The organism is Kribbella lupini (assembly GCF_039529595.1).
In the GTDB taxonomy this organism is placed as follows: domain Bacteria; phylum Actinomycetota; class Actinomycetes; order Propionibacteriales; family Kribbellaceae; genus Kribbella; species Kribbella lupini.
The window spans coordinates 854,321-878,931 of sequence record NZ_BAAANC010000003.1; the positions used below are offsets into that span (position 1 = coordinate 854,321).

The 24,611-nt window shown below is 70.3% G+C and carries 23 protein-coding genes; 8 read left to right on the forward strand and 15 right to left on the reverse strand.

Annotated features, from left to right (window positions below; all coding sequences use genetic code 11):
- Positions 1-66: 66 nt before the first annotated feature.
- The 3 genes from ABD235_RS30190 to mca form a co-directional block, all read right to left on the reverse strand.
- Positions 67-1,092, reverse strand: coding sequence for a copper resistance D family protein (locus ABD235_RS30190; RefSeq protein ID WP_344180309.1), 1,026 nt, complete (start codon positions 1,090-1,092; stop codon positions 67-69).
- Between the two features lie 363 nt (positions 1,093-1,455).
- Positions 1,456-1,779 (reverse strand): hypothetical protein, encoded by a 324-nt coding sequence (locus ABD235_RS30195; RefSeq protein WP_344180311.1) that lies wholly within the window; start codon positions 1,777-1,779, stop codon positions 1,456-1,458.
- Between the two features lie 31 nt (positions 1,780-1,810).
- The gene (mca, locus tag ABD235_RS30200) at positions 1,811-2,674 is read right to left on the reverse strand and encodes a mycothiol conjugate amidase Mca (RefSeq protein ID WP_344180313.1); all 864 of its coding nucleotides are present in this window, start codon (positions 2,672-2,674) and stop codon (positions 1,811-1,813) included.
- Between the two features lie 35 nt (positions 2,675-2,709).
- On the opposite strand from mca, the gene ABD235_RS30205 reads away from it, so the two are divergent.
- A complete protein-coding gene (locus ABD235_RS30205) occupies positions 2,710-3,129 on the forward strand; it encodes a DUF4307 domain-containing protein (RefSeq protein ID WP_344180315.1) in 420 nt (139 codons plus the stop codon).
- A 271-nt stretch (positions 3,130-3,400) separates the two neighbouring features.
- Positions 3,401-3,910: a transcription elongation factor GreA gene (gene greA, locus ABD235_RS30210; protein ID WP_344180317.1), complete on the forward strand. Its 510-nt coding sequence runs from the start codon at positions 3,401-3,403 to the stop codon at positions 3,908-3,910.
- Positions 3,911-4,259: 349 nt separating this feature from the next.
- Here greA and ABD235_RS30215 read toward each other — a convergent pair whose 3' ends face one another.
- Both ABD235_RS30215 and ABD235_RS30220 read right to left on the reverse strand, forming a co-directional pair.
- A complete protein-coding gene (locus tag ABD235_RS30215) occupies positions 4,260-5,117 on the reverse strand; it encodes an ABC transporter permease (RefSeq protein WP_344180319.1) in 858 nt (285 codons plus the stop codon).
- A gap of 106 nt (positions 5,118-5,223) precedes the next feature.
- Entirely contained in the window at positions 5,224-6,204 is a 981-nt protein-coding gene (locus tag ABD235_RS30220) for an ATP-binding cassette domain-containing protein (protein ID WP_344180321.1), read from the reverse strand.
- Between the two features lie 231 nt (positions 6,205-6,435).
- Between ABD235_RS30220 and ABD235_RS30225 the strand changes: the two genes are divergently transcribed.
- Positions 6,436-7,668, forward strand: coding sequence for an MFS transporter (locus ABD235_RS30225; protein ID WP_344180323.1), 1,233 nt, complete (start codon positions 6,436-6,438; stop codon positions 7,666-7,668).
- On the opposite strand, the gene ABD235_RS30230 is transcribed toward ABD235_RS30225, so the two are convergent.
- From ABD235_RS30230 to ABD235_RS30240, 3 genes are all read right to left on the reverse strand, one after another.
- On the reverse strand, positions 7,665-8,273 hold the full coding sequence (locus tag ABD235_RS30230) for a hypothetical protein (protein WP_344180325.1): 609 nt from the start codon (positions 8,271-8,273) through the stop codon (positions 7,665-7,667). The genes ABD235_RS30225 and ABD235_RS30230 overlap by 4 nt on opposite strands.
- Before the next feature lie 68 nt (positions 8,274-8,341).
- Positions 8,342-9,121 (reverse strand): hypothetical protein, encoded by a 780-nt coding sequence (locus ABD235_RS30235; protein WP_344180327.1) that lies wholly within the window; start codon positions 9,119-9,121, stop codon positions 8,342-8,344.
- Positions 9,121-9,915 carry an ABC transporter ATP-binding protein gene (locus ABD235_RS30240; protein ID WP_344180329.1) on the reverse strand — a complete coding sequence of 265 codons (795 nt, stop codon included), beginning with the start codon at positions 9,913-9,915 and terminating at the stop codon, positions 9,121-9,123. The genes ABD235_RS30235 and ABD235_RS30240 overlap by 1 nt, the downstream gene beginning before the upstream one ends.
- Positions 9,916-10,046: 131 nt before the next feature.
- On the opposite strand from ABD235_RS30240, the gene ABD235_RS30245 reads away from it, so the two are divergent.
- Together ABD235_RS30245 and ABD235_RS30250 are read left to right on the forward strand one after the other, a co-directional pair.
- Positions 10,047-10,889 (forward strand): sensor histidine kinase, encoded by an 843-nt coding sequence (locus ABD235_RS30245; protein ID WP_344180331.1) that lies wholly within the window; start codon positions 10,047-10,049, stop codon positions 10,887-10,889.
- 94 nt (positions 10,890-10,983) lie between these two features.
- Positions 10,984-11,649, forward strand: coding sequence for a response regulator (locus ABD235_RS30250; protein ID WP_344180332.1), 666 nt, complete (start codon positions 10,984-10,986; stop codon positions 11,647-11,649).
- Positions 11,650-12,436: 787 nt separating this feature from the next.
- Here the strand turns inward: ABD235_RS30250 and ABD235_RS30255 are convergent.
- The 3 genes from ABD235_RS30255 to ABD235_RS30265 all read right to left on the reverse strand — a co-directional run bounded on the left by ABD235_RS30255 (position 12,437) and on the right by ABD235_RS30265 (position 17,308).
- Positions 12,437-13,513, reverse strand: a complete 1,077-nt coding sequence (locus tag ABD235_RS30255) for a hypothetical protein (protein ID WP_344180334.1) — start codon at positions 13,511-13,513, stop codon at positions 12,437-12,439.
- A 145-nt stretch (positions 13,514-13,658) separates the two neighbouring features.
- Entirely contained in the window at positions 13,659-15,575 is a 1,917-nt protein-coding gene (locus ABD235_RS30260) for a serine/threonine-protein kinase (RefSeq protein WP_344180336.1), read from the reverse strand.
- Positions 15,576-15,811: 236 nt separating this feature from the next.
- Positions 15,812-17,308, reverse strand: a complete 1,497-nt coding sequence (locus ABD235_RS30265) for an MFS transporter (RefSeq protein WP_344180338.1) — start codon at positions 17,306-17,308, stop codon at positions 15,812-15,814.
- An 88-nt stretch (positions 17,309-17,396) separates the two neighbouring features.
- Between ABD235_RS30265 and ABD235_RS30270 the strand changes: the two genes are divergently transcribed.
- The gene (locus ABD235_RS30270) at positions 17,397-17,837 is read left to right on the forward strand and encodes a MarR family winged helix-turn-helix transcriptional regulator (protein WP_344180340.1); all 441 of its coding nucleotides are present in this window, start codon (positions 17,397-17,399) and stop codon (positions 17,835-17,837) included.
- A 165-nt stretch (positions 17,838-18,002) separates the two neighbouring features.
- Here the strand turns inward: ABD235_RS30270 and ABD235_RS30275 are convergent, their stop codons facing one another.
- The 4 genes from ABD235_RS30275 to ilvA are packed head-to-tail and all read right to left on the reverse strand — an operon-like array spanning position 18,003 to position 22,229.
- Positions 18,003-18,809 (reverse strand): carbohydrate ABC transporter permease, encoded by an 807-nt coding sequence (locus ABD235_RS30275; protein ID WP_344180342.1) that lies wholly within the window; start codon positions 18,807-18,809, stop codon positions 18,003-18,005.
- A complete protein-coding gene (locus ABD235_RS30280) occupies positions 18,806-19,678 on the reverse strand; it encodes a carbohydrate ABC transporter permease (protein ID WP_344180344.1) in 873 nt (290 codons plus the stop codon). Before ABD235_RS30280 ends, ABD235_RS30275 begins: the two co-directional genes overlap by 4 nt.
- The gene (locus ABD235_RS30285; protein ID WP_344180346.1) at positions 19,675-21,012 is read right to left on the reverse strand and encodes an extracellular solute-binding protein; all 1,338 of its coding nucleotides are present in this window, start codon (positions 21,010-21,012) and stop codon (positions 19,675-19,677) included. The genes ABD235_RS30280 and ABD235_RS30285 overlap by 4 nt, the downstream gene beginning before the upstream one ends.
- 11 nt (positions 21,013-21,023) lie before the next feature.
- On the reverse strand, positions 21,024-22,229 hold the full coding sequence (ilvA, locus tag ABD235_RS30290; protein WP_344180348.1) for a threonine ammonia-lyase: 1,206 nt from the start codon (positions 22,227-22,229) through the stop codon (positions 21,024-21,026).
- Positions 22,230-22,366: 137 nt separating this feature from the next.
- Here ilvA and ABD235_RS30295 point away from each other — a divergent pair, with 137 nt between their 5' ends.
- Together ABD235_RS30295 and ABD235_RS30300 are read left to right on the forward strand one after the other, a co-directional pair.
- On the forward strand, positions 22,367-23,632 hold the full coding sequence (locus ABD235_RS30295; RefSeq protein ID WP_344180350.1) for an aminoglycoside phosphotransferase family protein: 1,266 nt from the start codon (positions 22,367-22,369) through the stop codon (positions 23,630-23,632).
- Between the two features lie 10 nt (positions 23,633-23,642).
- Positions 23,643-24,587, forward strand: a complete 945-nt coding sequence (locus ABD235_RS30300) for an aldo/keto reductase (protein WP_344180352.1) — start codon at positions 23,643-23,645, stop codon at positions 24,585-24,587.
- Positions 24,588-24,611: the final 24 nt, after the last annotated feature.

Here is a 24,611-nt window from a genome sequence, read left to right on the forward strand (position 1 = left end):
TGCCGAGCGAAGCGAAGGCCCCGGGGCGGTGCTGCCCTCTCCCCCATCCACCTTCCCCCGCAAGGCTCAGCCTGTTTGCGACAACGCGACTGACAGCCCCAGGGCGATCGACATCACCAGGAGCTCCACCGCTACCAGTCGCCAGAACGCGGGTCCTGGTTCGATCAGGTTGGTGACGACCTGGCGGCGGTGGATCCAGCCGCCGACGATCAGCAACAGGAAGACGGCGGTCTTCGCGATCAGGAGACCGCCGTACGGCGCTGTGGTGGCGGCGTCGAGCACCTGGTCGAAGCCGCCTGCCTGGGCGGCCAGGCGGCCTGCACCGCTCAGCAGGCCGCTGAGGAGGACGACGATCGACGAGATCAGCGCCACCTGGCTGAAGCGTTCCAGCACGAAGGGAAGACCGTCACGACTGGCTCGGCCGTAGCGGACCAGGCCGGCGAGGCCGCCGACCCAACTGGTGGCGGCAACCACGTGCAGGACAAGGGCTGCACCAGCCAGTACGACGTACGCTTCGTTGCGCGGATAAGCAGTCAGCGCCGGCGGGATCAGCGCGGCGACGGCGACGAGGACTCCGAGCCCGGCGGCCGACGACGTCTGGACGCGGCGGATGCCGACGGCAAGGGCAACCACCAGGATGCCCGTGATCAGCAGCGCCTTGACCTCAGGAACACCGAGCGCGTCGTCGAACCGGTAGCGGAGCAGGCTGACCGGCGTGTTCAGGATGATCGCCGACGTGACCACGGCGCCCGCGAAGGAAGCGGCCGCCCAGATGATCGCGGCGTTGCTGGCATCGCGGACCGCGCGCCGTCCTTGCGTACCGAGCGGACCGCCGTCCGTGCGCAGCAGCACGACCGCGGCCAGCAGCGCGCCGGCGCAACCGACGGTCGCCAGGGTCGAGATCAGCCGGAAGAGCGAAAGCGACCAGTCGACCACCTCGCCCGGACCGATGCCGAGAACGTTCTCGGTCGGCTCGCTACCGGCGGCGAAAACCCCCACCACCAAGGCAATCGCGGCAACGACCAGGGCAGCCAGACCACCCGCGACCAGACGTCCGGGCATCCGGTGCCGGGCGGCGCGGGTCGCGGTCACCGACCGGTCCCGCCGAGGGCGCAGTTGAACACGCGCTCACTATAGGGTGAGCTACCTCACCACGGCCGCCAGCGACACCATCTCGTGACCCGTAGGGTGCAAACGGTTGCCTAGGCGTGACTTTCCGCAACTCCGGGCCGTTGCCCTCGGCATCAGGTCCTGTCAAAGGGACCACGATCCGCGGGCGGTTAGTTGCTGTCGCGCACCGGCGCCGAGCCTGCCACGGCGAACCGCGCCGAGCGGCGCGGCCCATCGATCCCGCCACGGCGAACCGCACCGAGCGGCGTGGCCCACCGATCCGCCACGGCAAACCGCACCGAGGGGTGGCCCACCGATCCCGCCGCCGAGCCGCCCGGGCGGCGTTCAGTGCTTGGTGTCGTCGCCCGTCGGCTCGGCGTCAGGCGTCGTCGGAGCGGCAGCGCCAGCCGGGGCCGGTGAGCTGGGCTCCGTCGGCCGGGCGTCGGACGGTGCTGGGGCGTCCGCAGCGCCGGCCGGGGGCGTGTCCGGGCCGTCGGTGGGATCGATGTCGATTCGCTTCAGCTGCTTGCTCATGTTCTTCATCAGCAACGCCACCGCGGCACCGAGCGCCAGGATGATCAGCAGGGCGACCCAGCCGGGGCGCACCGTGTTCGGGTCGATCTCGCCCGCCGGGGGTGCGGTCGTCAGAAGAAGGGTCGTCGCGGTCACCAGGCCAGTGTCTCACCGTCCCCACCCGCCGTCAGCGCAGCCCCGCGAACAGGTCGTCCTCGGGGAGCTCGGACTCGACCAGGCTGCGGGCCAGTTCGTAGTCCTCGGTGGGCCAGGCCGCCTGGTGAACCGCCAGCGGGACGCTGAACCAGGAACCGTCCGGATCGATCTGCGTGGCGTGCGCCAGCAGCGCCCGGTCGCGGACCCCGAAGTACTCGGCGCACTCGACCCGGGTGGTGATCCGGCGCTCGTTCTCCGGGTCCGGCTTCCACTCCTTGAGGCGTTCGGCGTACGGCGACTCCAGGCCGCGCGCGATCATCGCGTCGTGCAGCGCCTTCATCCGCTCGAAGTGGAACGTGTGGTGGTAGTACAGCTTCAGCGGCTGCCACGGTTCGCCCAGCTCCGGGTAGGCGTCCGGGTCGCCGGCCGCCTCGAACGCGGCAACGCTGATCTGGTGGCACATCACGTGGTCGGGGTGCGGGTAGCCGCCGTTCTCGTCGTACGTGGTGACGACCTGCGGACGGAACTCCCGGATCAGCTTGACCAGCGGCGCGGCGGCGTCCTCGACCTTCATCAGTCCGAAGCAGCCCTCGGGCAGCGGCGGCAGCGGGTCGCCCTCGGGGTAGCCCGAGTCGACCCAGCCGAGCCACTCCTGGCGGATGCCCAGGATCTCCCGGGCCGCGTCCATCTCCTTGCGGCGGATCTCGGTGATGTTCGCGAGGACGTCGGGGCGGTCCATCTTCGGGTTGAGGATCGAGCCGCGTTCACCCCCGGTGCAGGTGGCCACCATCACGTCGACGCCTTCGGCCACGTACTTCGCGGTCGAGGCAGCGCCTTTGCTGGACTCGTCGTCGGGGTGGGCATGGACATGCAGCAGGCGAAGATCTTCGGTCACAAGACACAATGGTCCTCCAAGCCCGAGGAGAACCGTTGACCGACCCAGCCGCGACCGACCTGGACGCCCGCTACGGCCGTACGCCGCGCGGCCGTCGACCCGTGCTCCTGATCGCCGTGATCGGCGTGATTGCCGTTGCCGCGCTGGTGTGGCTGGTCCGGGTCGCGTTCGTCCAGTCCACGCCGCCGGTGTCGTCGCGCCTGCTGGCGTTCGCGATTCCGTCGGACACCTCGGCGACGGCGACGATCCAGGTCGAGAAGCGCAAGGACGTCGAGGCGTCGTGCCGCCTGCAGGCCAAGGCCGCCGACTTCTCGATCGTCGGCGAACTGACGCTCACGGTCCCGGCCGACTCCCCGCGGCAGCAGACGTTGCCGGCCACGCTGACCACGCAGCGCGCGGCGACCTCGGTGGTGCTGATCGGCTGTACGACGGCCGACACGGCCCGGCCGCACTAGCCGCGAGACGGTCGCGCCAGCCGCAGGTCCCGCCGCGGCTGCGTAGTGCCCGGCGTACGGGGTACCTGTTGTCCGTAGTACGGACCGGTATCCCATCGTGAGCGCTGGCAAACGATTGCCGCCGCGCTCGTGCAAACGCTCACCCGGTGTTTGAGCCGGCAAAGACCAGTGGGGTTCCGGGCCCGTTCTTGCTACGCTCGGAGGATTGGTCGCCGTCGACGACGGCGGCCTTGAGTATTTCCGACCCATCCCATCAACAAAGGAGCAGCCCGTGACGCAGAACATCGAGGACAGCGTTGTCTGGCTGACACAGGATGGCTACGACCAGCTGAAGTCGGAGCTCGAGCACCTGAAGGGTCCGGCCCGCGCCGAGATCACCCAGCGGATCAGCGACGCCCGCGACGAGGGCGACCTGAAGGAGAACGGCGGCTACCACGCGGCCAAGGACGAGCAGGGCAAGATCGAGGCCCGGATCCGCCAGTTGGAGGACATGCTGCGCCGCGCTCAGGTCGGGGAGACCCCGAAGCCGGGCGGCAAGGTCGAGCCGGGGATGAAGGTGTCGATCAAGTTCGCCGGTGACGACGAGGTGGAGACCTTCCTGCTCGGCTCCCGCGAACTGCTCGCGCTGGACGCGTCGGTCGACATCGACGTGTACTCGCCGCAGTCCCCGCTCGGATCGGCCATCCTGGGCAAGAAGAAGGGCCAGAAGGCCACCTACGAGGCGCCGAACGGCAAGCCCGTCACGGTGGAAATCGTCGCCGCGGAGCCTTTCACCGGCTGACCACCCCAAACGCACAAGAGCGCCCCGGTGGGAAACCACCGGGGCGCTGTTGTTCGCGGGGTACGCCGGGCGGGTTCGTCGGGTACGCCGGGCGACTGCTTGCGCGGTACGCCGGCGTGTTCGCGGGGCGACTGCTTGCGCGGTACGCCGGGGTCCGCTCCTCGGCCGCCACCCTGCCCGCACCCCTTGGCCCCGCTACATCCGAAGAACCCCGATGCGTCCGAAGAACCCGAGGCTATAGCGCACGGTTCTTCGGACGCATGACGGTTCTTCGGACGCTACGAGTCCGCCCGGGCGGCCGGCGACAGGCCGGGCGACCGGCGACCGGGCTTCTGGCAACCGGGGACGGTCAGTGACCCGTCGTACGGCGGTACTTCCGGACTGCCAGCGGTGCGAAGACGCCGATGATCACGGCGCACCAGATCAGGCTGAGCCAGACCGGGTGCTGCGCCGGGAAACCGTCCGGGCTCGCGAACGGGGACGGGTTGCCGAACAGGTGCCGGCAGGCGGCGACGATCGAGGAGATCGGGTTCCACTCCGCGACCGGTTGCAGCGCGCTCGGCAGGTTCGGCGTGGGGACGAACGCGTTGGACAGGAACGTCAGCGGGAACAGCCAGATCAGGCCCGCCGACGCGGCGACTTCGGGGCTGCCGACCGACAGCCCGATCAGCGCGCCGACCCAGAGCATCGCGAACGCGAAGAGCAGCAGGATCGCGAACGCGCCCAGCGCCTGACCGAAGCCGTTGTGCCAGCGCCAGCCGACGATGAACCCGCAGATCACCATCACCAGCATCACGAACGCGTTGAACACCACGTCCCCGATCACCCGCCCGGCGATCACCCCGGACCGCGCCATCGGCAGCGACCGGAACCGGTCGATCAGGCCCTTCGACATGTCGTCGGCCAGCCCGACGCTGGCCGAGGCGACCGCGAACGCCATCGTCTGGGCGAAGATCCCGGACATCAGGAACTCCCGGTACGCCCGGGCGCCCGGGAAGCCCGGGATCGGGATCGCGTTGCCGAACACGTACGCGAACAGCAGCACGAACATGATCGGCTGGATCGTCGCGTAGATCAGCATGTCCGGCGTCCGCGGGATCCGCTTCAGCGTCCGCCAGGCCAGGATCCCGGCGTCGGAGACCGCCCGCCCCAGCCCGCTCTGCTCCCGCCCGTCGAGCGGCTCGCTCCGCGTCACTTCCGCGCTCATGCCCGGCTCCCCTTCCCAGTCACGGCCAGTCCACTGACGGCCAGTCCACTCATGGCCAATCCGCTCCTGGCCGGTCCACTCCCGGCCGGTCCGGCGTACGGCGTACTCATGCCCGGCCCTTCTTCGTCGATTCGTCCGCCCCGGTGTCGGGGTTGTCGGTCGCGTGACCGGTCAGCGTCAGGAACACGTCGTCCAGCGTCGGCCGCCGCAGCCCGATGTCGGCGATCCGGATCCCGTGCGCGTCCAGCGTCCGGATCACCTCGACCAGCGCCGCCGAACCGCCCGGCGCCGGCAGCGTCACCCGCTTGCTGTGCTCGTCGAGCGAGGTCGCCTCGGGATCGGTCACCTCCAGCGCCGTGGTCAGCAGCTCGAGCGCGCGGGCGGTGTCACCCGGCTCGTGCACGACGACCTCGATCCGCTCACCGCCGACCTTGGCCTTCAGCTCGTCGGCGGTCCCGCGCGCGATCACCGATCCGTGGTCGACCACCGCGATGCTGTCGGCCAGCTCGTCGGCCTCTTCCAGGTACTGCGTGGTCAGCAGGATGGTGACGCCTTCGTTGACCCGGTCGCGGATGATCTTCCACAGGTCGAGCCGGCTGCGCGGGTCCAGCCCGGTGGTCGGCTCGTCCAGGAACAGCACCTTCGGGTGCGCGATCAGCGACCCGGCCAGGTCGAGCCGCCGCCGCATGCCGCCGGAGTACGTCTTGAGGATGCGGTCCGCGGCCTCGGTCAGGTCGAAGATCTCCAGCAGCTCGTCGGCCCGCTGCTTGGCCTGCTGACTGCTCAACCGGTAGAGCCGGCCGAACATCCACAGGTTCTCCCGGCCGGTCAGCAGCTCGTCGACCGCGGCGTACTGCCCCGAGAGCCCGACCAGCCGCCGGACGGTGTCGGCCTCCTTGACCACGTCGTGCCCGAGCACGCGCGCGCTGCCGGCGTCGGGCGCCATCAGCGTGGTCAGCACCCGGACCGTCGTGGTCTTGCCCGCGCCGTTCGGCCCGAGCAGGCCGACCACGCTCCCTTCGGGCACTTCCAGGTCGATCCCGTCGAGCGCCTTGACCTCGTTCTTCCGGGATCTGAACGTCTTCACGAGGCCGTGTGCCTCAATTGCCGCCATCCGAGCCGCCCCTCCTGAGTGTGATGCAGATCATCCTGGCCGAGACCTCCGACAGATTTCGAGCCTTTTCTCCACCGCTAAATACGCTAGCAGTTATATAAGGCCACGCCACTATATAGTTGCAGACTCCAACTTGAGTCGCCTCGGCTCAACTTTGTTGCCATTGAGTCGACAAGGCTCAAGTCCTGGGCTTACCGTCCCGGCATGGGCATCCTGAGTCACCCCGATTTCCGCCGCCTGTGGATCGCCGACCTGCTCAGCCAGCTCGGCGCCCGGCTCGGCCTGATGGCGATCCCGCTGCTGGCCGTCATCACGCTCGACGCGACGACGTTCCAGGTCTCGCTGCTGCGGACCTGCGAGACCGCCGCCTGGCTGGTGCTCGGCCTGTTCGCCGGGGCCTGGGTCGACCGGATCCGCTGCCTGCCGGTCCTGGTGGCGGCCGACCTGGGACGGGCCGTCCTGTTCGGGTCGATTCCGGTCGCGGCAGCCTTCGGCGTACTGGGCCTGCCGCAGCTGTACGTCGTACTGGCACTGTCCGGGCTCCTGACCGTGCTGTTCGACGTCGCGCACAGCTCCTACCCGCCCCGGCTGCTCACACCCGACCAGCTCCTGCCAGGCAACGCACGACTCGCGGCCAACCACTCCGTCGCCGCCGTCGTGGGCGCGGGTGCGGGCGGCGTACTGGTGCAGTGGCTGTCAGCCGCGACGACGATCGGCCTGAACGCCCTCGGCTTCCTCTGGTCGGCCCTGTGGCTGCGCTCCATCCGTACGCCGGAACAGAAGCCGCCCGCGCCCGAGCACCGCAACCTGCGCCGCGAGATCGCCGAGGGCCTGCGCTACGTCTTCCGCCATCCGCTGCTGCGGCCGCTGGTCCTCAACACAGCGACCACCATGCTCTTCCAGGCCGCGAACTCGGCCGTGATCATCGTCTTCCTGGTCCGCGAGATCCACCTCTCCCCCGCCACCATCGGGCTGCTCAGCATGATCGGCCTGCTCGGCGCGATCGCAGCGTCCGCGTTCACCGAGCGCCTGAGCCGCTGGATCGGCGACGCCCGCGCCCAGCTGTACGCCGCGATCGGCCTGGGCGTCGCGTTCCTCCTGCAGCCGCTGACCAATCCCGGCTGGGCCCTCAGCTGGTACGTCGGTTCGACGCTGCTCGCGGCGATCTGCATCATCGTCGGCTACATCCTGCAGGTCAGCACCCGCCAACGCGTCTGCCCGCCCGAGCTGCAAGGTCGGGTCAGCGCGACCATGTCCTTCGTCAGCTGGGGCGCCCTGCCGATCGGCAGCCTGCTCGGCGGCACGCTGGGCACCGCCTTCGGCCTCCGCCCGACTCTTTGGATCGCCGGCGCCGCCACGTTGCTGGGCACCAACTGGCTGATCTTCTCGCCGTTCCGGACCCTGCGAACGGTCGCCGAGCACCAGCCGGCCGCTTAGGCGTCCCTCTTGCAGTAGGCCAGGCACGCCGCCGTACCGGTGCAGAGCAGCCAGGCCAGCAGGACCGCCGTACCGGCCGCTGGGCCGAAGTGCACTGGCTCGGCCGAGTAGAGCGCCCGGCCGGCCTGGTCGGGCAGCCAGCGTGCCTGGTCGGTGACGCTACTGAGCAGCGGCGAAGCGATGACGACTCCGACGAGCAGGACGGCCAGCGCCGGGACGAGCGACCTGAGCACCACGGTGACCGCCGCGGCCAGCAGTCCGACGAGTACGAGGTACGCCGCTGCTCCGGCGACCCACCAGAGCGAGGCCTGGATCGGCTCCCGCGCGCAGGCAGTCAACACGGCCGCCAGCAGCGCGACAACGCTGGTCACCGTCATGGCAGCCAGTAGCGCAACGGCCTTGGCTGCCAAGGAGACCGACCGGTTCGGCACTGCTGTCAGAGTCGTCCTGAGCTCATGGCCGCCGTACTCCGCGGCCGCCGCCACTACGCCCAGCACGATGGTGCCCACCTGGAGAAAGGCCACGCTGCCGAGCGCGAGCGTCACCGCATCCGAGGTACTGCCGGCCGACGCTGCCGTCACGAGGACGGCCACAAGCACTGTCACCAAGCTCGTGCTCCTTGCTGCAGGCAACGTTCGCAACTTGATGAGCTCGGCCGCGACCGCCTGCCCGATCATGCGTCACGACGGTGCAGTACGAAGCCCGCCAGCAGCAGGAGCGCGACCGCCCACGCGGTCATCACCAGGCCGCCGGTGACGGGCGGCAGCGCGTCGTCGACGGCCGTGAAGGTCTCCGCGGCGAACAACCGGGTGCCCGCGAGGTCGGGCAGGAACCGGGCCAGCGGCGTGATCTTCCACAGCAGGAAGGAGACCGAAACGACTGTCCCGTTGGTGATCAGGACGATCAGCGGCACGATCCCGCTCCGGGCCAAGACGGTGATCGCCAGCGCCATCAGGGCGGCCAAGGCCCAGTAGAGTCCGGCGCCGACAAGTCTTCCGATCGGCGCATCGCCGGTCGACGGTGCGGCATCGCCGATGATGGTGGTGGCCGCGACGAGCGAGATCGACAGGCTGACCACGGCCGCCAGGACGACGAGCGCCACGACGACCGTGGCCTTGGCCGCGAGGAGTGTCCACCGCCGGGGCGCCGCGAGCAGCGTCGTACTGATCTGCCGGCCACCGCCCGCGTCGGTGCTGTTCGCCGTGTACTCGCTGCTGATCGCCACGATGCCGAGAACCATCGCACCGGCGGTGCCAAGCGGTACGGCGCTGAGCGCGGCCTCGGCTGCACTGGTGAAGCCGACGCGATCGGTCTGGCCTGACATGAGTGCGTCCCGGACGTTGAAGGCGTTGAGTACGGCGAGCGCGATCGGACCGAGGGTGGCGATGGTCAGGGCGACCGCGGTCGCGGGCAGGGTCGCGGTCTTGCGCAGTTCGGCGACGACGAGGTTCATCACCGCTGCTCCCCCGTCCGGCCCGGGCTGCGACCTGCTCGTCGGTCCTCCTCGGTCCGACTCAGACCGCGGTCCGGTTGCCCCTCGTTCCCCGGCGGGCCCGGACTGGTCAGGGCGAAGAAGGCGTCCTCCAAGGACTCGTGCCCGGCGCCGATCTCGGCGCACGGCCCGGAGGCGACGACCCGCCCTTCGGCGAGCACCACGAGATCGTCGGCGAGCTGGGCGACCTCGCTGATCTGGTGGCTGGACAGCAGAACCGTCCCGCCCGCCGCCGCGTGGTCCCTCAGCAGGCCACGCAACCACCGGATGCCGTCCGGGTCCAGGCCGTTCGACGGTTCGTCGAGCACCAGCGCCTCCGGCTCGCCCAGCAGCGCGGCCGCCAGACCGAGCCGGCGACCCATCCCGAGTGACAACTTGCCGGCCCTCGTCCGTCGGCTGTCCGCGAGCCCGACCTGGTCCAGCACCTCGCCGACCCGCCGCTGCGGGATTCCGTTGCTGCGGGCAACCCACGCCAGGTGCTCGCCGGCCCGACGCGACCGGTGCGCACCCGACCCGTCCAGCAAGGAGCCGACCGTACGCAGCGGATCACGCAGTACGCCGTACGGCTGTCCCCCGACGAGCGCCGTACCGGAGGTGGCTCGATCGAGGCCGAGCAGGATCCGCAGCGTCGAGGACTTGCCCGCGCCGTTCGGGCCGAGGAAGCCGGTGATCCGGCCGGGGGCGGCGCGGAAACTCACCGCGGACAGCACCAGGCGGGAACCGCGGCGTTTCACGAGTTGGTCGATGGTCAGCATGCGCTCCATCCCAGCGCCCGCGACGCCGGTCGGGATCGGTCCCAGGACCGGACTTCGTCGCGCGGCTCGGCCCCAGGACTGTCAGACCTGGGTCCGATGCCGGTCGGCTCTGCGGAACCTAGACTCGCCGTGTGGAGGCTGGCCGTCCGACCCGAAGCTCAGGCATCGGCCTCGCGGCCGGAACCGTCGCGGTGCTGCTCGTCTCCCTGCTGTTCGTCGCCGGCGCTCCGGACCCGGCCACCCTGATCGCGCCGGTCGTCATCACCGGAATCGCGATCGCGGTGTCGGTGGGCGCGGTGGTCCGCAGCCGCCGGCAGCGCCGCGGGTACGAGGAGCGTCTGACCGCGTGGGCCGGCGAGCAGGCCGTCCAGGCCGAACGCCTGCGCATCGCCCGCGACCTGCATGACCTCGTGTCGCACGGGCTGGGCCTGATCACCGTCCGCGCCGCTGTTGCCCGGACGACCGGTGCCGGGCTGGACTCGGCGCTGACCGACATCGAACAGGTCAGCCGAGGAACCACGACCGAACTCCGGCGCATGCTGAACGTCCTCCGCTCAGCCGACGGCGAGCCCGCGCCGCTCCGTCCCGCGGAAACGCTCGAGGACCTCCCCACGATCGTCGACGAAGCCCGCACCGCCGGCCTTCAGGTCACGCTCGACCTGCCCGAGCTCCCCGACGTGTCGCCCGGCGCGCAGCTCACCGTCTGCGCCGTCGTCCGCGAGGCGCTCAACAACACCCTCCGCCACTGCGGTCCCACCCAGGCCCACGTGTCCGTACGACGAGAGGCCGGCGTCCTGCTCACGTCGTACGCCGACCAAGGCCCGGTCGCCAACTGGACCGCCCACCCAGGCGTAGGCCACGGCCTGACCGGCCTCCACGAACGACTCACCGCGTTGGGCGGCACCCTGACCGCCACACCGACCGAAACCGGCTACACGGTCGTCGCCAGCCTCCCCGACGGACCCACCGCATGAACGCCACGCCAGTCTCCGGCGGCCTCTCAGTCCTCGCAAGGACCGCCTGCTCCAGCTCCGCGTGGCCGTGCACCAACCGCCACAGGCCGACCGCGTGAGCGCCACGCCTGTCCGCGTGCTGATCGCGGACGACCAGCCGCTCCTGCGGCACAGCCTCGCGCTGCTCGTCGACGCCACCGACGACGTGACCGTGGTCGGCCAGGCGTCAACCGGGCGCGAGACGGTCCAGCTCGGCCGGGAGTTGCGGCCGGACGTCGTACTGATGGACATCCGGATGCCCGGCGGCGACGGCATCGAGGCGACCAAGCACCTGACCGAGGATCCCGCGCTGGCCGGCACTCGGGTGCTGGTGCTGAGCATGTTCGAGCTCGACGAGTACGTGTACGCCGCACTGCGCGCGGGGGCCAGCGGCTTCCTGCTCAAGGACGCCGAGCCGGACCAACTGCTCGACGCCGTACGCCGAACGCACCGCGGGGAGTCGCTGTTCGCGCCCCGCATCGTCACGCGACTCGTCGAGCACTACCTCGACCGACCGGCAGTCCGCCGTACACGCTCGGTCGACCGACTGACCGACCGCGAGACCGAGGTCCTCGTGCTGATCGCCCGAGGCCTCTCCAACGACGAGATCGCGGACGCGCTGCGCATCTCGATCAAGACCGTCAAGACCCACATCGGCAACCTCCTGGCCAAGCTAGCCGCCCGAGACCGAGCCCAACTCGTCATCGCCGCGTACGAAACCGGCCTGGTCACCCCTACCTGAGCCAGTTGGTACGAGGCCAAGCGGGGCTCGCTCCGACAGCAGCCGGGACCTCGAACACCAGCTGGGGAGTGCGGACAGGCTATGTGGCGGGGGGCTTCGACGTGCACCACCTATCAAGGTGCGATGGGCGGTGGTGGGCGCGCTCAGGTAGGCGGGAGTGGAGGGCGTTCGCGGGGGTTGGTGGGTGGTGGGCGTCGGTCGGTCGACGTGCACCACTGATCAAACAGCGGCGGGCGCGGGCCGGCACGCTCAGAAACGCGACGGTGGGGAGCGTTGGCGGGGGTTGGTCAGTGGTGGCCGTCGGGGTTGGCGGACGGGCAGCACTCAGTAACCCGCGGCGAAGGGTGGGGGCCACGCTCAGGGTCGTGGGCGCCACGGCTTCTCCGCGGGGTTGGTGAGTGGTGGAGGTCCGATCTGTCCGAGGTCCCCCCGTCAGGTGTTCACGCAGACCAGTACGAAGAAGTGCAGGCTGATGCGGTGGTGTTGCGCCGGGCGCCGGCGGTACAGCGGGTGCGGCGGCGGGTACGTGGGCTGCGGTGGCAGTGGGAGCTACGGCGCGGCGGCGGTGCGCGGGCTGCGGTGGCAGTGGGCGGTCCGGCGAGTGCGGCGGCGGTGCGCGCCTGCGGTGGCAGTGGGCGGTCCGGCGAGTGCGGCGCCGGTGCGCGGGCTGCGGGAGCTGTACTGCGGGTCGGGCAGCGAACTGGTGCTCCAGCCAGACGGAAAGTGGGCGGAATCGAAGCAGCACGGCGGCGCGTGGGCTCGCGCCGCCGTACCGGCGTACCGCAGATCAGTCGGAGGTGATCTGTGCCGTGCCGACCAGGACCTCGACGTCCAGGGCGGCGCGGCCTCGGCCGATCTCGACGTCCTTGGACTGGCCGTTGACGGCGCCGGTCCAGGTGACGCGGCCGAGCTGGGACTCGGTGTGGACGCGGACGTCCGAGCCGCGGCGCAGGTTGACCGTGGCGGAGCCGGACTCGACGCGGACGCGCGAGCGGCCCTTGGTGACCTGGGCGTCGAGATGCGCGGAACCGGCCTGGACGAGCATGTCGATCGGGCCGTCGACGTCGTGCACCTTCGCCGTACCGGCCGTCACGCGGACGCGGGCCAGCCCGGGCAGCCGCTCGGCGACCACACTTCCGCCGGTCACCTCGATCTCGACCTCGAGCATCGGGTTGACCCGGATCGACAGCTCCTTGGCGAAGCCGTTCACGTGCGCCTTCAGGTCGGTCGGGTTGCGCAGCATGCTGAACCCGTCGAGCGACACTCCCATGTCGCCCTCGCTGTTGATCGCCAGCGTGTTCCCGTCCCGCTTGATCACGTGCGGCCCGTCGACCGCGACCCCGGTGATCGCCGGCTCGCCGATCAACCGCACCCGCCGCCCTACGGCCCGGATCGTCACCCGCTGCACCCCGGACGGCACCGGCACGTTGCTGTGCTCGACTTCTACTTCCTCCTGCTCAGCCTCAACCGCCTCCACCACCTCGGGTTGCACAGCCTGCTCGGCCGGGCCGTCGTCGACCACGCTGTCCTGGACGGTGCTCGCCGTCGACGAGGTATCGGTCGGGGCGGAGTCCAGGGGAGCATCCGGTGCGGCGTGCTGAGGAGCGGGCGCCGTGTCGGCGGCGTCCGGGGAGTCGACTACATCGGCCCACACCGAGGCTGAAGGCACGTCAGCCTCCGCCGCGGCCTCAGCCTCGGGCGAGGTCGTCGCGCCGCTCGCAGACTCATCGGCAACCGGCGCGGCGGCCGTCGGCTGGGTGACGGCGGCGATCAAGGTCGCGGCCTCGTCGCTGGACAGGTGGCCTTTCGCGACCCGGTCGAGGATGTCCTTGACCCGGCGGTCGTAGTCGCTCTGGTTGCTCATGTCCTCCAGTCCAGCACCCCGACGGGTCCAAACCAATAAGGGATCACCCCGGACCTTCCCGAACACAGCACCGCGGGTCCCGGCAGAGGAGCCCAGGATCCGCACCACGGGTCAGGGCGGAGGAGCCCAGGACCCACACCGCGAGTCACGGCGCCGGGCGGAACGAGTCCGTGATCGTCCGGAGCATGGCGCGGCTCTCGGGCCACTGCGTCTCCGGCGTCGACCAGTAGATCCCGTACGCCTGGTCGTCGCTCGTCACCACCCCGCGGATCAGCACATGCTGCCTGCCCGACCCCGCCGCGTAGGTGAACTCCCAGTCAGCCGCCTTGACGAAGTAATCAACGGCCTCGATCCGGATCCGCTGGTAGTCGGCGTACCCGTCCCGACGCGCCTGTTCCTGCTGCCGCCAGTCCGCGACCGGGTCGGCCTTCGGCTGATCGGTCTGGTCGATCAGCAGGAGGCGAGATCCGCCGGGTTCGCGGAACGACACCCGCCCGCTGTCCCTGCTGACAGTCCAGCCCTCCGGCACGGCCAGCGAGAACCCGGTCGAGTCGGTGTGCCGCCGGAACCCGGCCGGTACGCCGGTAGGCGCGGCCGACGGCGGTCGACTGGTGGTCACCGACGGTTTGCTCGAGGTCGCCGGCGACTGAGTCGTCTTGCTCGTCGTGGCCGCCGGTGGTTTCGACGTCACCGACGGCGAGCTCGTGGCGCTCGCGCCGGTACTGCGTGGTGTCGTTCCGCTGCTCTGTCCTGCTTGCGGCGACTGGTTCCCTGGGTCGTCGTCCGTCGGCCAAAGCACCCAGCCCACCGCAGCTCCAACAACGACCAGACACGCCACCAGCACCAGCACCACCCGCCGCCCCGAAGACCCGGTTGCAGGCGGCGAAGGTGCAGCGGGCGGCCCGGCGGGTGCAGACGAAGAAGCCCCGGCAGCCGACCTGGCGGGGGCAGGCGATCCGGCAGCGGCAGGCGATACGGCAGCGGCATGCGACGAAGGCGCTCCGGCAGCGGCAGGCGATACGGCGGCGGCATGCGACGAAGGCGCTCCGGCAGCGGCAGGCGACGAAGCCCTGGCAGACGCTCCCGCGGCGGCGGTCCCAGTAGACGGCTCCGACGGCGTACCAGCCTCGGCAGCAGACCCGTAGTGCACCTCCGCCGGTACCGGCAGAACCCTCGTCCGCTGGCCGCTGTCCTCCTGCCCGCGCGGAGCAGCCGCCGGCGGCACCGATCCCAGATCACCCGAGTCAAGCGCCCGCTGAAGAAGCCGACCGGTCTCGCGGGCATCGATCCTCTCCGCGGGCTCCTTGCGGAGCAGACCCTCGATCGCCGGCCACAGCGGGCCGGCCGAGGGTGCCGGGTCGGGCGCCTCGGTCACGGCGGCAGTCAGCGTCGGGAGCGCGGCCCCGCGGTCGTGCGGCGGACGACCTTCCACCGCCGTGTACAGCGTCGCACCCAGCGACCACAGATCCGACTCGGGACCGGCGCCACGGGCGCGTACCCGTTCGGGCGCGATGAAGGCCGGCGATCCCACCAGCATCCCGGTTCTGGTCAGCGTGGTCTCGCCTTCCAGGCTTGCGATCCCGAAGTCGGTCAGGACCACCCGCCCGTCCGCGGCCAGCAGCACGTTGCTCGGCTTGACGTCACGGTGCAGGACGCCGGCCTCGTGCGCGGCCCGCAACGCGGCCAGGACCTGGACACCGATCCCGGCGACCTCCCGCCAGGGCCGGGGGCCGTCGTCCCGGATCGCCTGCGCCAGCGTGCGCGACCGGACCAGTTCCATCACGATCCACGGCCGGCCGTCCTCCTCGACCACGTCGTACACGGTGACGACGTTCGGATGACTCAGCCGGGCCGCCGACCGGGCTTCCCGCAGCGTGCGCTCTCGCATCACGGCGCGTTCCTCGTCGGGGAGCTCCGGCGGCAGCAGGACCTCCTTGACCGCGACCTCCCGCCCGAGCACCTCGTCGCGGGCCTGCCAGACGATGCCCATGCCGCCGCGGCCGAGCGAGGCGACCAGCCGGTACCGCTTCGCCAGCAGACTGCCCGGGCCGGCCACCGTCACGCCACCTTCCGGGTACGGCGGACGCACGCGACGAGCAGGCAGGGGACCACGAAGAACTCCGATCGGGCGGTGTCGGGATCCCCATCAAGTGCCCACCACAGCCCATCCCGAACACGACCCCGGCCCATCCCGAACACAGCCTCCGGCGCGACCCGAACACAGCAGTGCGGGTCCCGGCGGAGTAGCCCGAGACCCGCACTGCGGCATATACCTTCAACAGCCCCTCAGGACTGGTTCTAGACGGCAGGCTCCATCTCCTCGGCAGCCAGCTCACGCTGCACCGCCTCGACCTGCGCCGCCTCAGCGGCCTCGGCCTCGCGACGGGCCCGAAGCCCCCGTAGACCGGTCAGCCCGATGATCAGACCGAGCGCGGCGATCCCGGTCACCACGCCCAGAGCGGGCTTGTACGCCGACAACATGCCCTCCGGCGTCGTCACCCCCGCGGACCGGCCGCTGATCACCGCGGTCACGATCGCGAGCACGATCGCCCCGCCGACCTGGTTCGACGTGTTGAACAGCCCCGACGCGAGCCCCTGCTCGTGGTCCGGCACCCCCGACGTCGCCTGGATGTTCAGCGCCGGGAACGCGATCGCGAAGCCGAGCCCGATCAGCATGATCGTCGGGAACACCGTCGCGAAGTACGCCGACTCCGGCCCGATCCGCAAGCTGAGCGCGTACCCGACCACGAACAGCGCCATCCCGGCGACGATCATCCGCTCGGTGCCGATCCGGTCGGCCAGCTTGCCGGCGTTCGGCGACAGCGTGGCGACCAGCAGGCCGGCCGGGAGGAAGCCCAGCGCGGTCTCGAACGACGACCAGCCGAGCAGGTTCTGCAGGTACAGCGTCCCGATCAGCTGGAACGCGACGTACGCGCCGAAGACGGTCAGGATCGCCAGGTTGGCCCGCCGCAGCGAGGGCGCCTTGAGGATGCCGAGCCGCACCAGCGGGTGCTTGGTCCGCCGTTCGATGACCACGAAGGCGGTCAGCAGCACGGCGGCCAGCACGAACAGGCCGATCGTCTGGACCGAGACCCAGCCCGCGTGCTCGGCGCCGACCACGGCGTACACGAGCGAGAGCATGCCGCCGGTGACGGTGACCGCACCCGGTACGTCGTACCCGCCGGCGGTGTCGTCGCGGGGGCTGTTCGGGATCAGCTTGAGCGCGAACAGGAAGACGATCAGCGCGACCGGGCCGGGCATCAGGAAGGTCCAGCGCCAGCCGACCTCGGTCAGCGCGCCGCCGAGGATCAGGCCCATCGAGAAGCCGCTGGCGGCGCAGGTGGTGAAGATGCTGAGGGCGCGGTTGCGGTCCGGGCCCTCGTGGAAGGTCGTGGTGATGATCGAGAGCGCGGCCGGCGCGGTGAACGCGGCGGCGACGCCCTTCACGAACCGCGCGGCGATGAGCAGTTCGGGGTTGGTGGCCAGCGAGCTCAGCATCGAGACGACGGCGAAGACGGCCAGCGCGACCAGGAAGACCCGGCGGCGGCCGAGCAGGTCGGCGGTGCGGCCGCCGAGCAGCAGCAGTCCGCCGTACCCGAGCACGTAGCCGGTGACCACCCATTGCAGGGACGAGAGCGAGACGCCCAGGTCGGCGCCGATGGAGGGCAGGGACATGCCGACCATGGACACGTCGAGGCCGTCGAGGAAGATCACGCCGCAGACGACGAGGAGCGCGCCCCACAGGCGGGCGTCCCAGGTCATCCGAGCCGGAGGTGTGTGCGTTGTCTGTGTCACAAGCAGAGAGTTTTGCATGCACATGCATCTAATGTCTAGGCATTAAATGCGTTTGCATTGAATGCGCATGCATGATAACGTCGCCTCCATGACCGAGACGAAGGTCAGCGCCGGTTCTGGTGAGACCGGCACCGATCGTGAGAGCACCGCCGACGTGCGGGAGTGGCGCGAGATCCTCGCCCGTCACGCGGACCTGAGCTGCGCGCTCGACCGTGAGCTGCAGGCGGGCCACGCGCTGGGCATGAGCGAGTACGAGGTGCTCGAGCGCCTGGCCGAGCTGCCGGAGCAGTCCGCCAAGGTGTCCGCGATCGCGAAGTCCGTGCACCTGAGCCAGAGCGCGCTGTCCCGCGTCATCGGACGGCTGGAGACCGCGGGCCTGGTCGAGCGGGTGATGTGCACGCAAGACCGTCGCGCCGTGATCGTGCAGCTCACCGAGTCAGGACTGCTCCTCCAGACCGAGGCGCAGCCGACCCAGCGCCGGGTCCTCGCCGAGCGGCTGCACGCTCCGCTGCTGAAGTCCTGCGAGTAGGTCGAGGCTCTCCGTCCCTGCCGTAGCGAGCAGGTGCTCGGTGCGGTAGCTCGGTGTGCGGGAGACGAGCGCTGCGATGCGAAGCATCGTGAGCTTGGCTCCCGTGCAGCGAGATGCCGTGCCGAGTGCCGCGCAGTAGGCGGGGACGGAGAGCCTCGACCTATTTCATTCCCGTACGGCGCCTTCCAGCATCCCTGCGATGAAGTGCCGCTGCAGGAACGCGTACACCAGTACGACGGGCAGCCCCACGATCACCGCACCCGCGGCCAGCAGCGTGAACCCGGACGTGTACTGACCGGAGAAGAACGCCAGCCCCAACGGTGCCGTCCGCAACGACTCGCTGGTCACCATGACCAGCGGGATCAGGAACTCGTTCCACGTCCACATGAACACCAGCACGATCAGCGTCACCAGCGCCGGTCGTGCCGGCGGGACGAGCACCTGCCACAGCGTGCGCCAGTGCCCGGCGCCGTCCAGCCGCGCCGCCTCGACCAGCGCGCGGCTCGACGACCGGAAGTACGCCCGCATCCAGAACGTGCCGAAGGCAACGGACTGCGCGACCTGGGGCAGCGCGACGGCCCAGTACGTGTCGGTCAGCCCGAGTGAGCGCAGGTCGAAGTACAACGGCACGACGATCGCCTCGGTCGGCATCATGATGCCGAGCAGGAACAGGTAGAACAGCACGCCCGCCCCGCGGAACCGCATCGTCCCGAACGCGTACCCGCTCAGGATCGACAGCAGCACGCTGGCGATCACCACCGTGACCGAGACGAGCAGGCTCATCCGCAGGTACGTCCCGAAGTGCCCGATCTCCCACGCCTGGCCGAAGTTCCCGAAGCCGCTCGTCCCGCCGCCGCCGTCGTCCGGACCGAGCGCGGCCACCACGATCGACACGATCGGCGCCAGCGCGAAGCACCCGAACACGATCAGCAGCAGGTAGTTGCCGAACCGCTCGGCGCCCGAGGCCCTCATCCGCGGTCCGCGATCCGGTTGACGCCGAACGTGATCACGAAGATCAGCACGGTCAGGCAGACCCCGATCGCCGCCGCCGATCCGACCTGCCCGAGCTCGAACGCCCGGTGGTACACCTCGTACGACGGCACGCTGGTCGACGTCCCCGGTCCCCCGCTGGTCGTCACGTAGACCAGGTCGAAGGTCCGCAGCGCGGCGATCACCGTCAGCGTCACCGCGACCGCGATCTCACCCCGTACGGCGGGCAGCACCACCGCGAAGAACTCCGCCACCGAGCCGGCCCCGTCCAGCCGCGCGGCCTCGTACCGCTCGCGCGGAATCCGCGCCATCCCGGCCAGCAGCAGCACCGTCACCAGTCCCGTCTCGAACCACGTCCCGATCACTCCGACCGCGGGCAGCGCGAACGCGTAGTCCCCGAGCCAGCCGCGCGCGAGCCCGTCCAGACCGACGGCCCGCAGTACGTCGTTCAACGGGCCGTCCGGCGCGTAGATGTGGCGCCAGGCAAAGGCCACGACGACCATCGCGACCACCTGCGGCAGGAACAGCACGGTCCGGAAGAACGCCAGTCCTCGCACCCGCGCCCGCTGCAGCACGGACGCGAGCGCGAGCCCGATGACGACCGGCAGCACCGAGTAGAAGACCATCAGCACCAGCGCGTGCCCGAAGGCCGCCCGCAGTCCCGCGTCCGCGACCACGTCGGCGTAGTTGCTCAGGCCGACGAACCTGCCGAGCGAGATCCCGTCCCACTCGAACAACGAGAGATGGACAGCCCTCCCGAGCGGGTAGAGCAGGAACAGCCCGTAGACGACGAGGGCGGGCAGGACGTAGAGGTAACCGATCTTGCGCGGTTCGCCGGGCGGTGAGCTCACTTGCCGGCGAACTTGCTGTAGTCGGCCTCCAGCTTGTCGACGAACTGCTGCGGGGTCGCCTTCTTCGCCATCAGGTCCTGCAGCGCCGCGCCGAGCGTGTCGTACATGGTCGGCGTCGCGTAGTCCAGGTACGGGACCAGGCCCTCCTGGTCGACCGCCGTACCGAACGCGGCGAAGATGTCCTTGGCCAGCCCGGCCGGAGCCTGCTGCTGACCGGTGTCGGCGATCGGCAGGTTGCCGGTCGCGGTGAGCACCTTCATCGCGTCCGGGCTGGTGATGAAGTTGATGTACGCCGCGGCCGCGTCCTTGTTCTTCGCCTTGTTCGTCATCGCGAACGGCAGCCCGGTCCCGCCGGTGACCACCGGCTTGGCGTTCGCGTCCGTGCCCGGCGGCAGCATGAAGCCGACCTTGGTGCCGAGCGCCTTCTGCAGGTCGGCCTGCAGCCAGGTCCCGGCGATCAGGAACACACCGTTGCCCTTGCCGAAGTCCTGCCAGGCCGGGTCGTAGCCCTGGCCGTTGAAGCCGGAGTTGAAGTAGCCCTTGTCGACCCAGGAGACCAGGTTCTCGGCGGCCTTGGTGTTCTCCGGCGTCTTCCAGGAGGCACCGGGCCGGCCGAAGGCGAGCGTGGTGATCTGGTCGGCCGGGGTGGTCCTGCCCTGCACGGTGCCGAAGACGTGGATGGCCGGCCACTTGTCGAGGTTTCCGAGCTGCATCGGCAGCTCGCCGCCGGCCTTGGCCTTGGCCAGCGCGTCCTCGAACTCCGCCCACGTCGTCGGCGGCTGGATCCCGAGCTTGGTCAGCTTCTCCTTGTTGTAGTAGAGACCCACGACCTCACCGACCTGCGGCAGGCCGTAAAGGTTGCCTTCGCCGAACGTCTTGCCGTCGGCGGAGTACCGCGAGTACTGCATCACCGAGGCCGGGTACCGGCTGCCCCAGTCGTAGGCCTTGGCCCACTCGTCCAGCGGAACCAGCTGTCCGGCCTTGACGAACTCCCCCATGTCGGAGCGCCCGTTGTTGGCCTGAACGATGTCCGGGGCATCGTTGCCGGACAGTGCGAGCCGCAGCTGGGTCTTCAGATCGTCGAAGGACCGCGAGACCCGCTTCAGCTTGATGTTCGGGTACTTGGCCTCGAACTGCTTGTTCAGCTCGGCCATCTGCGCCGCCTGCCCGCCGCGGACCTCCTGGTCCCACACGGTCAAGGTGACGTCCCCCAACGACGCCGCGTCGGTCTTCACCGAGCTCGGCGCACTGGCGCCGCCCTCCGGCGTCTCCGACCCCGGCGTACAGGCGGTGGCCAACAACAGTGCTGCAGCCGCTAGGGCAACGACCTTCACTTGGGGGCTCCTCAGTTCAGCGTGTAGGTGTATCCGTTGGCGCTCAGGCTGTTCAATACCCGCATCCGGTGCTCCTCACCCCGGGTCTCCAGCTGCAGCGCGACCTCGACCTCGTCCAGGTCGAGGGTCTCGGAGATGCGTTCGTGCAGGACCTCGATGATGTTCGCCTCGACGTCCGCGAGCCGGCCGAGCAGCGTGGCCAGACCACCGGGGGTGTCCGGGATCCGCACCCGCAGCGACAGGTACCGGCCGGCGGCGGCCATGCCGTGCCGCAGCACGCGCATCAGCAGGACCGGGTCGATGTTGCCACCGGACAGGACCACGACGACCGGCGGCTTGAACCGCTTCGGGTCGTCCAGCACGGCGGCGACCGCGGCCGCGCCGGCCGGTTCGACCACCAGCTTGGCGCGCTCGAGCACCAGCAAGAGGGCCTTGGACAACGAGTCCTCACCGACCGTGAGCACGTCGTCGACGTACGCCTGGATCGCCGCGAACGGCACCTGCCCGGGCAACCCGACCGCGATCCCGTCCGCCATCGTGCTCATCCGGTCCAGCGCGATCGGCTCACCGGCCGCCAGCGAAGCCGGGTACGCCGCCGCGCCCTTGGCCTGGACACCGACGACGCTGATCGGCATCCCGTCGCGCTGCATCGCCGACGCGATCCCGGCGACCAGCCCGCCACCGCCGGTCGGTACGACGACGGTCCGCACCTGCGGGCACTGCTCGACGATCTCCAGCCCCGCGGTCGCCTGCCCGGCGACGATGTCGGGGTGGTCGAACGGGTGGATCAGGATCGCGCCGGTCTCGGCCTCGAACTCCCGCGCCGCCCGCAGGCAGTCGTCGATCGACGTCCCGACGAACCGGATCTCCGCGCCGTACGCACGGGTCGCCCGCTCCTTCGGCAACGGCGCGCCGTGCGGCATGAACACCGTCGACTTGATCCCGAGCAGCTGCGCCGCCAGCGCGACGCCCTGCGCGTGGTTGCCGGCGCTCGCGGCAACGACGCCGCGGGCCTTCTCCTGCTTCGACAGCCGCGCCATCCGCACGTACGCGCCACGCAGCTTGAACGAGCCGGTGCGCTGCAGGTTCTCGCACTTGAGGAACACGTCGCCGCCGACCAGGTCGCTCAGCCAGCGCGAGTACTCCAGCGGCGTCGGCGCCACCACGTCGTGCAACAGATCCGCTGCCCGGGCAATCTCAGCCGCTGTGATGCTCACCCGCCCACACTAAGCCGACCGGCCGGTACGCGGGGCCCATTTCGTTGAAACGAGTCGGCCCGCGGCCTGGTACGTCGCCTGACGCGCCGCGCCGAAACTCGGTATGCCGCTCGACGGTCCGCGCCTACGATGCGGCGGTGACCGTGACTGCCGTGGTGGTACGCCCTGACGACGAGGCGGTGCTCGTGCTGCCGTCGGGACTGCCGCGGATCGAGCCGGCCGGTGAGCTGTGGTTCCCGGACGTCGGCGCGGTCGTGCGCGCGTTCGCCGAGCAGCACGGCATCGAGGCGTACGTGCTGGAGTGTCTCGACGCCGAGGGGCCGGCGTACCTGATGGTGGCCATCGGCAACGTCCCCGACGATGCGCGCTGGGTGACGTCGCTCGACGAGCCGCTGGTCGAGGCCGCCCGCAAGCATCTTTCCGGAGCAGCGCTTGCTCCGGCTTGGACCCAACCTGGCTGGTACGCCGACGCACTGCCTTGGATCGACCAGCAGGTCGAGCGCACCGGCCCGCCGGAACAGGTCCGTTCCTGGGGTCTGTCGAACGTCTTCCGCATCCCCACCACGACAGGCATCGTCTACTTCAAGGCGATCGCCCACGCGTCGAACGTCGTACCGGCTTCGGACGCCCTCCCCCTCCTGTTCGCCCACGAGCCCGCTTTGCTCCAGCGGCTGTCGGCCGAGCGTCCCGGCCTGGTCGTCGAGCCGATCGCCGTCGACGAGGAGCGCGCCTGGATGCTGCTCCCAGACCTCGGCGAACCCCTGGCTGAGCAGACCGACGTCGCGCTCTGGACCGAGGCGCTGACGTCCCACGCCCGGTTGCAGCGCAGCTACGCCGAGACGCCCGAAGCCCTGCTCGCGATGAGCTGCACCGACCGGCGTCTCGACCGGCTCGCCCTCGAGGTTCCCCATGTCCTCGGCCCGAACCAGGCGACCGACGAGCTCACCGCCGAGGAACGCGACCGGTTGGGCAACCGCTCGAAGGCCTTGCGAGACGCGATCACCGAGTTGGCGTCGTTCGGCGTACCGGAGACCTTGCTGCACGGGGATCTGCATCCGCGCAACGTCGCCGTACGGGACGGGAAGGCGCTCGCGTTCGACTGGACCGACGCGGCGCTGGCGCATCCGTTCCTCGACCTGGTCACGTTCGTCGAGGGGCGGTCGCCGCTGTCGCGGGATCCGCGCGTGATCGACGCCTACCTCGCCGAGTGGCAGAACTACGCGTCGCTGCCGGACCTACGGCGCGCGCTCGACCTGGCCGAACAGGTCGGCGAGCTGTACCAGGCGGTCACCTATCTCCACCTCGTCGACAACCTCGCCGGACCGAGCCGCGCGTCGATGCTCAGCGGTGGCGTGTGGTGGCTGCGGAAAATCCTGGCGGACCGGAGCGCCTCGCTCGACTAGGTTGAGCGTCATGACCTTGCAGACACGTCCCCTCGGCTCTTCCGGCATCGACGTCACCACGATCGGGCTGGGTGCGTGGCAGCTCGGCAAGTCGTCGAGCTGGCCGACCGGTCCCGACCCGGAGGAGGCGGTGCGGATCGTGCACGCCGCCCTGGACGCCGGGGTGAACTTCATCGACACCGCTCCGGCGTACGCCGACGGGCAGAGCGAGCTGAACGTCGGCACCGCGCTGCAGAGCGTCCCCCGCGACCAGGTCGTGCTCTGCACCAAGGTCGGCCCGACCCACGACGGTCGCGCCGACTGGTCAGTCGACGCGGTCGCGACGTCGGTCGAGGGCAGCGCACGGCGGATGGGCGTCGACCACATCGACGTCGTCGTCCTGCACAGCCCGCCGCCGGAGGTGCTGAACAGCGCCGACCACTACGCCGCCCTGGAAGCCCTGCGGGACAAGGGTTTGATCCGCGCCTTCGGCGCCTCGGTCGACTGGGACCAGGACGTCCGGACCGTCCTGACGAACACCAGCTCGCAAGCCCTCGAGGTCCGGATGTCGGCACTCTTCCAGGAGACCTGGCCCAGCGTCTCCGAAGCTCCCGCCCACGGCGCCGGCGTCATCGTCAAGGTCCCCCTGGAATCCGGCTGGCTCTCCGGCCGGTACGACGCCACCAGCACCTTCACCGACGTCCGCTCCCGCTGGTCCCCCGAAGACGTAGCCCTCCGCGCCGGCTTGGTCGACGAACTCCGCGCCCTCCTCCCCTCCGGCACGACCCTGGTCGACGCCGCCGTCCAGTTCCTCCTCGCCAACCCCGGCGTCTCCACCGTCATCCCCGGCACCCGCTCGATCGAGCACCTCGAATCCAGCATCGCCGCAGCCGCCAACCCCCTCCCCACCGAAACCGTCGAAGCTATCCGCACCTGGTACACCACCCGCCTGGGCGAACAGCACCTCGACTGGTGACGTCACGTCCTCCCGGCCACTAAA

Bases quoted from the DNA above. Each gene is read 5' to 3' on its own strand.
- ABD235_RS30215 (WP_344180319.1), bottom strand. From the start codon at position 5,117: ATGAGCGCGGAAGTGACGCGGAGCGAGCCGCTCGACGGGCGGGAGCAG.
- ABD235_RS30225 (WP_344180323.1), top strand. From the start codon at position 6,436: ATGGGCATCCTGAGTCACCCCGATTTCCGCCGCCTGTGGATCGCCGAC.
- ABD235_RS30235 (WP_344180327.1), bottom strand. From the start codon at position 9,121: ATGAACCTCGTCGTCGCCGAACTGCGCAAGACCGCGACCCTGCCCGCG.
- ABD235_RS30240 (WP_344180329.1), bottom strand. From the start codon at position 9,915: ATGCTGACCATCGACCAACTCGTGAAACGCCGCGGTTCCCGCCTGGTG.
- ABD235_RS30255 (WP_344180334.1), bottom strand. From the start codon at position 13,513: ATGAGCAACCAGAGCGACTACGACCGCCGGGTCAAGGACATCCTCGAC.
- ABD235_RS30270 (WP_344180340.1), top strand. From the start codon at position 17,397: ATGACCGAGACGAAGGTCAGCGCCGGTTCTGGTGAGACCGGCACCGAT.
- ABD235_RS30275 (WP_344180342.1), bottom strand. From the start codon at position 18,809: ATGAGGGCCTCGGGCGCCGAGCGGTTCGGCAACTACCTGCTGCTGATC.
- ABD235_RS30300 (WP_344180352.1), top strand. From the start codon at position 23,643: ATGACCTTGCAGACACGTCCCCTCGGCTCTTCCGGCATCGACGTCACC.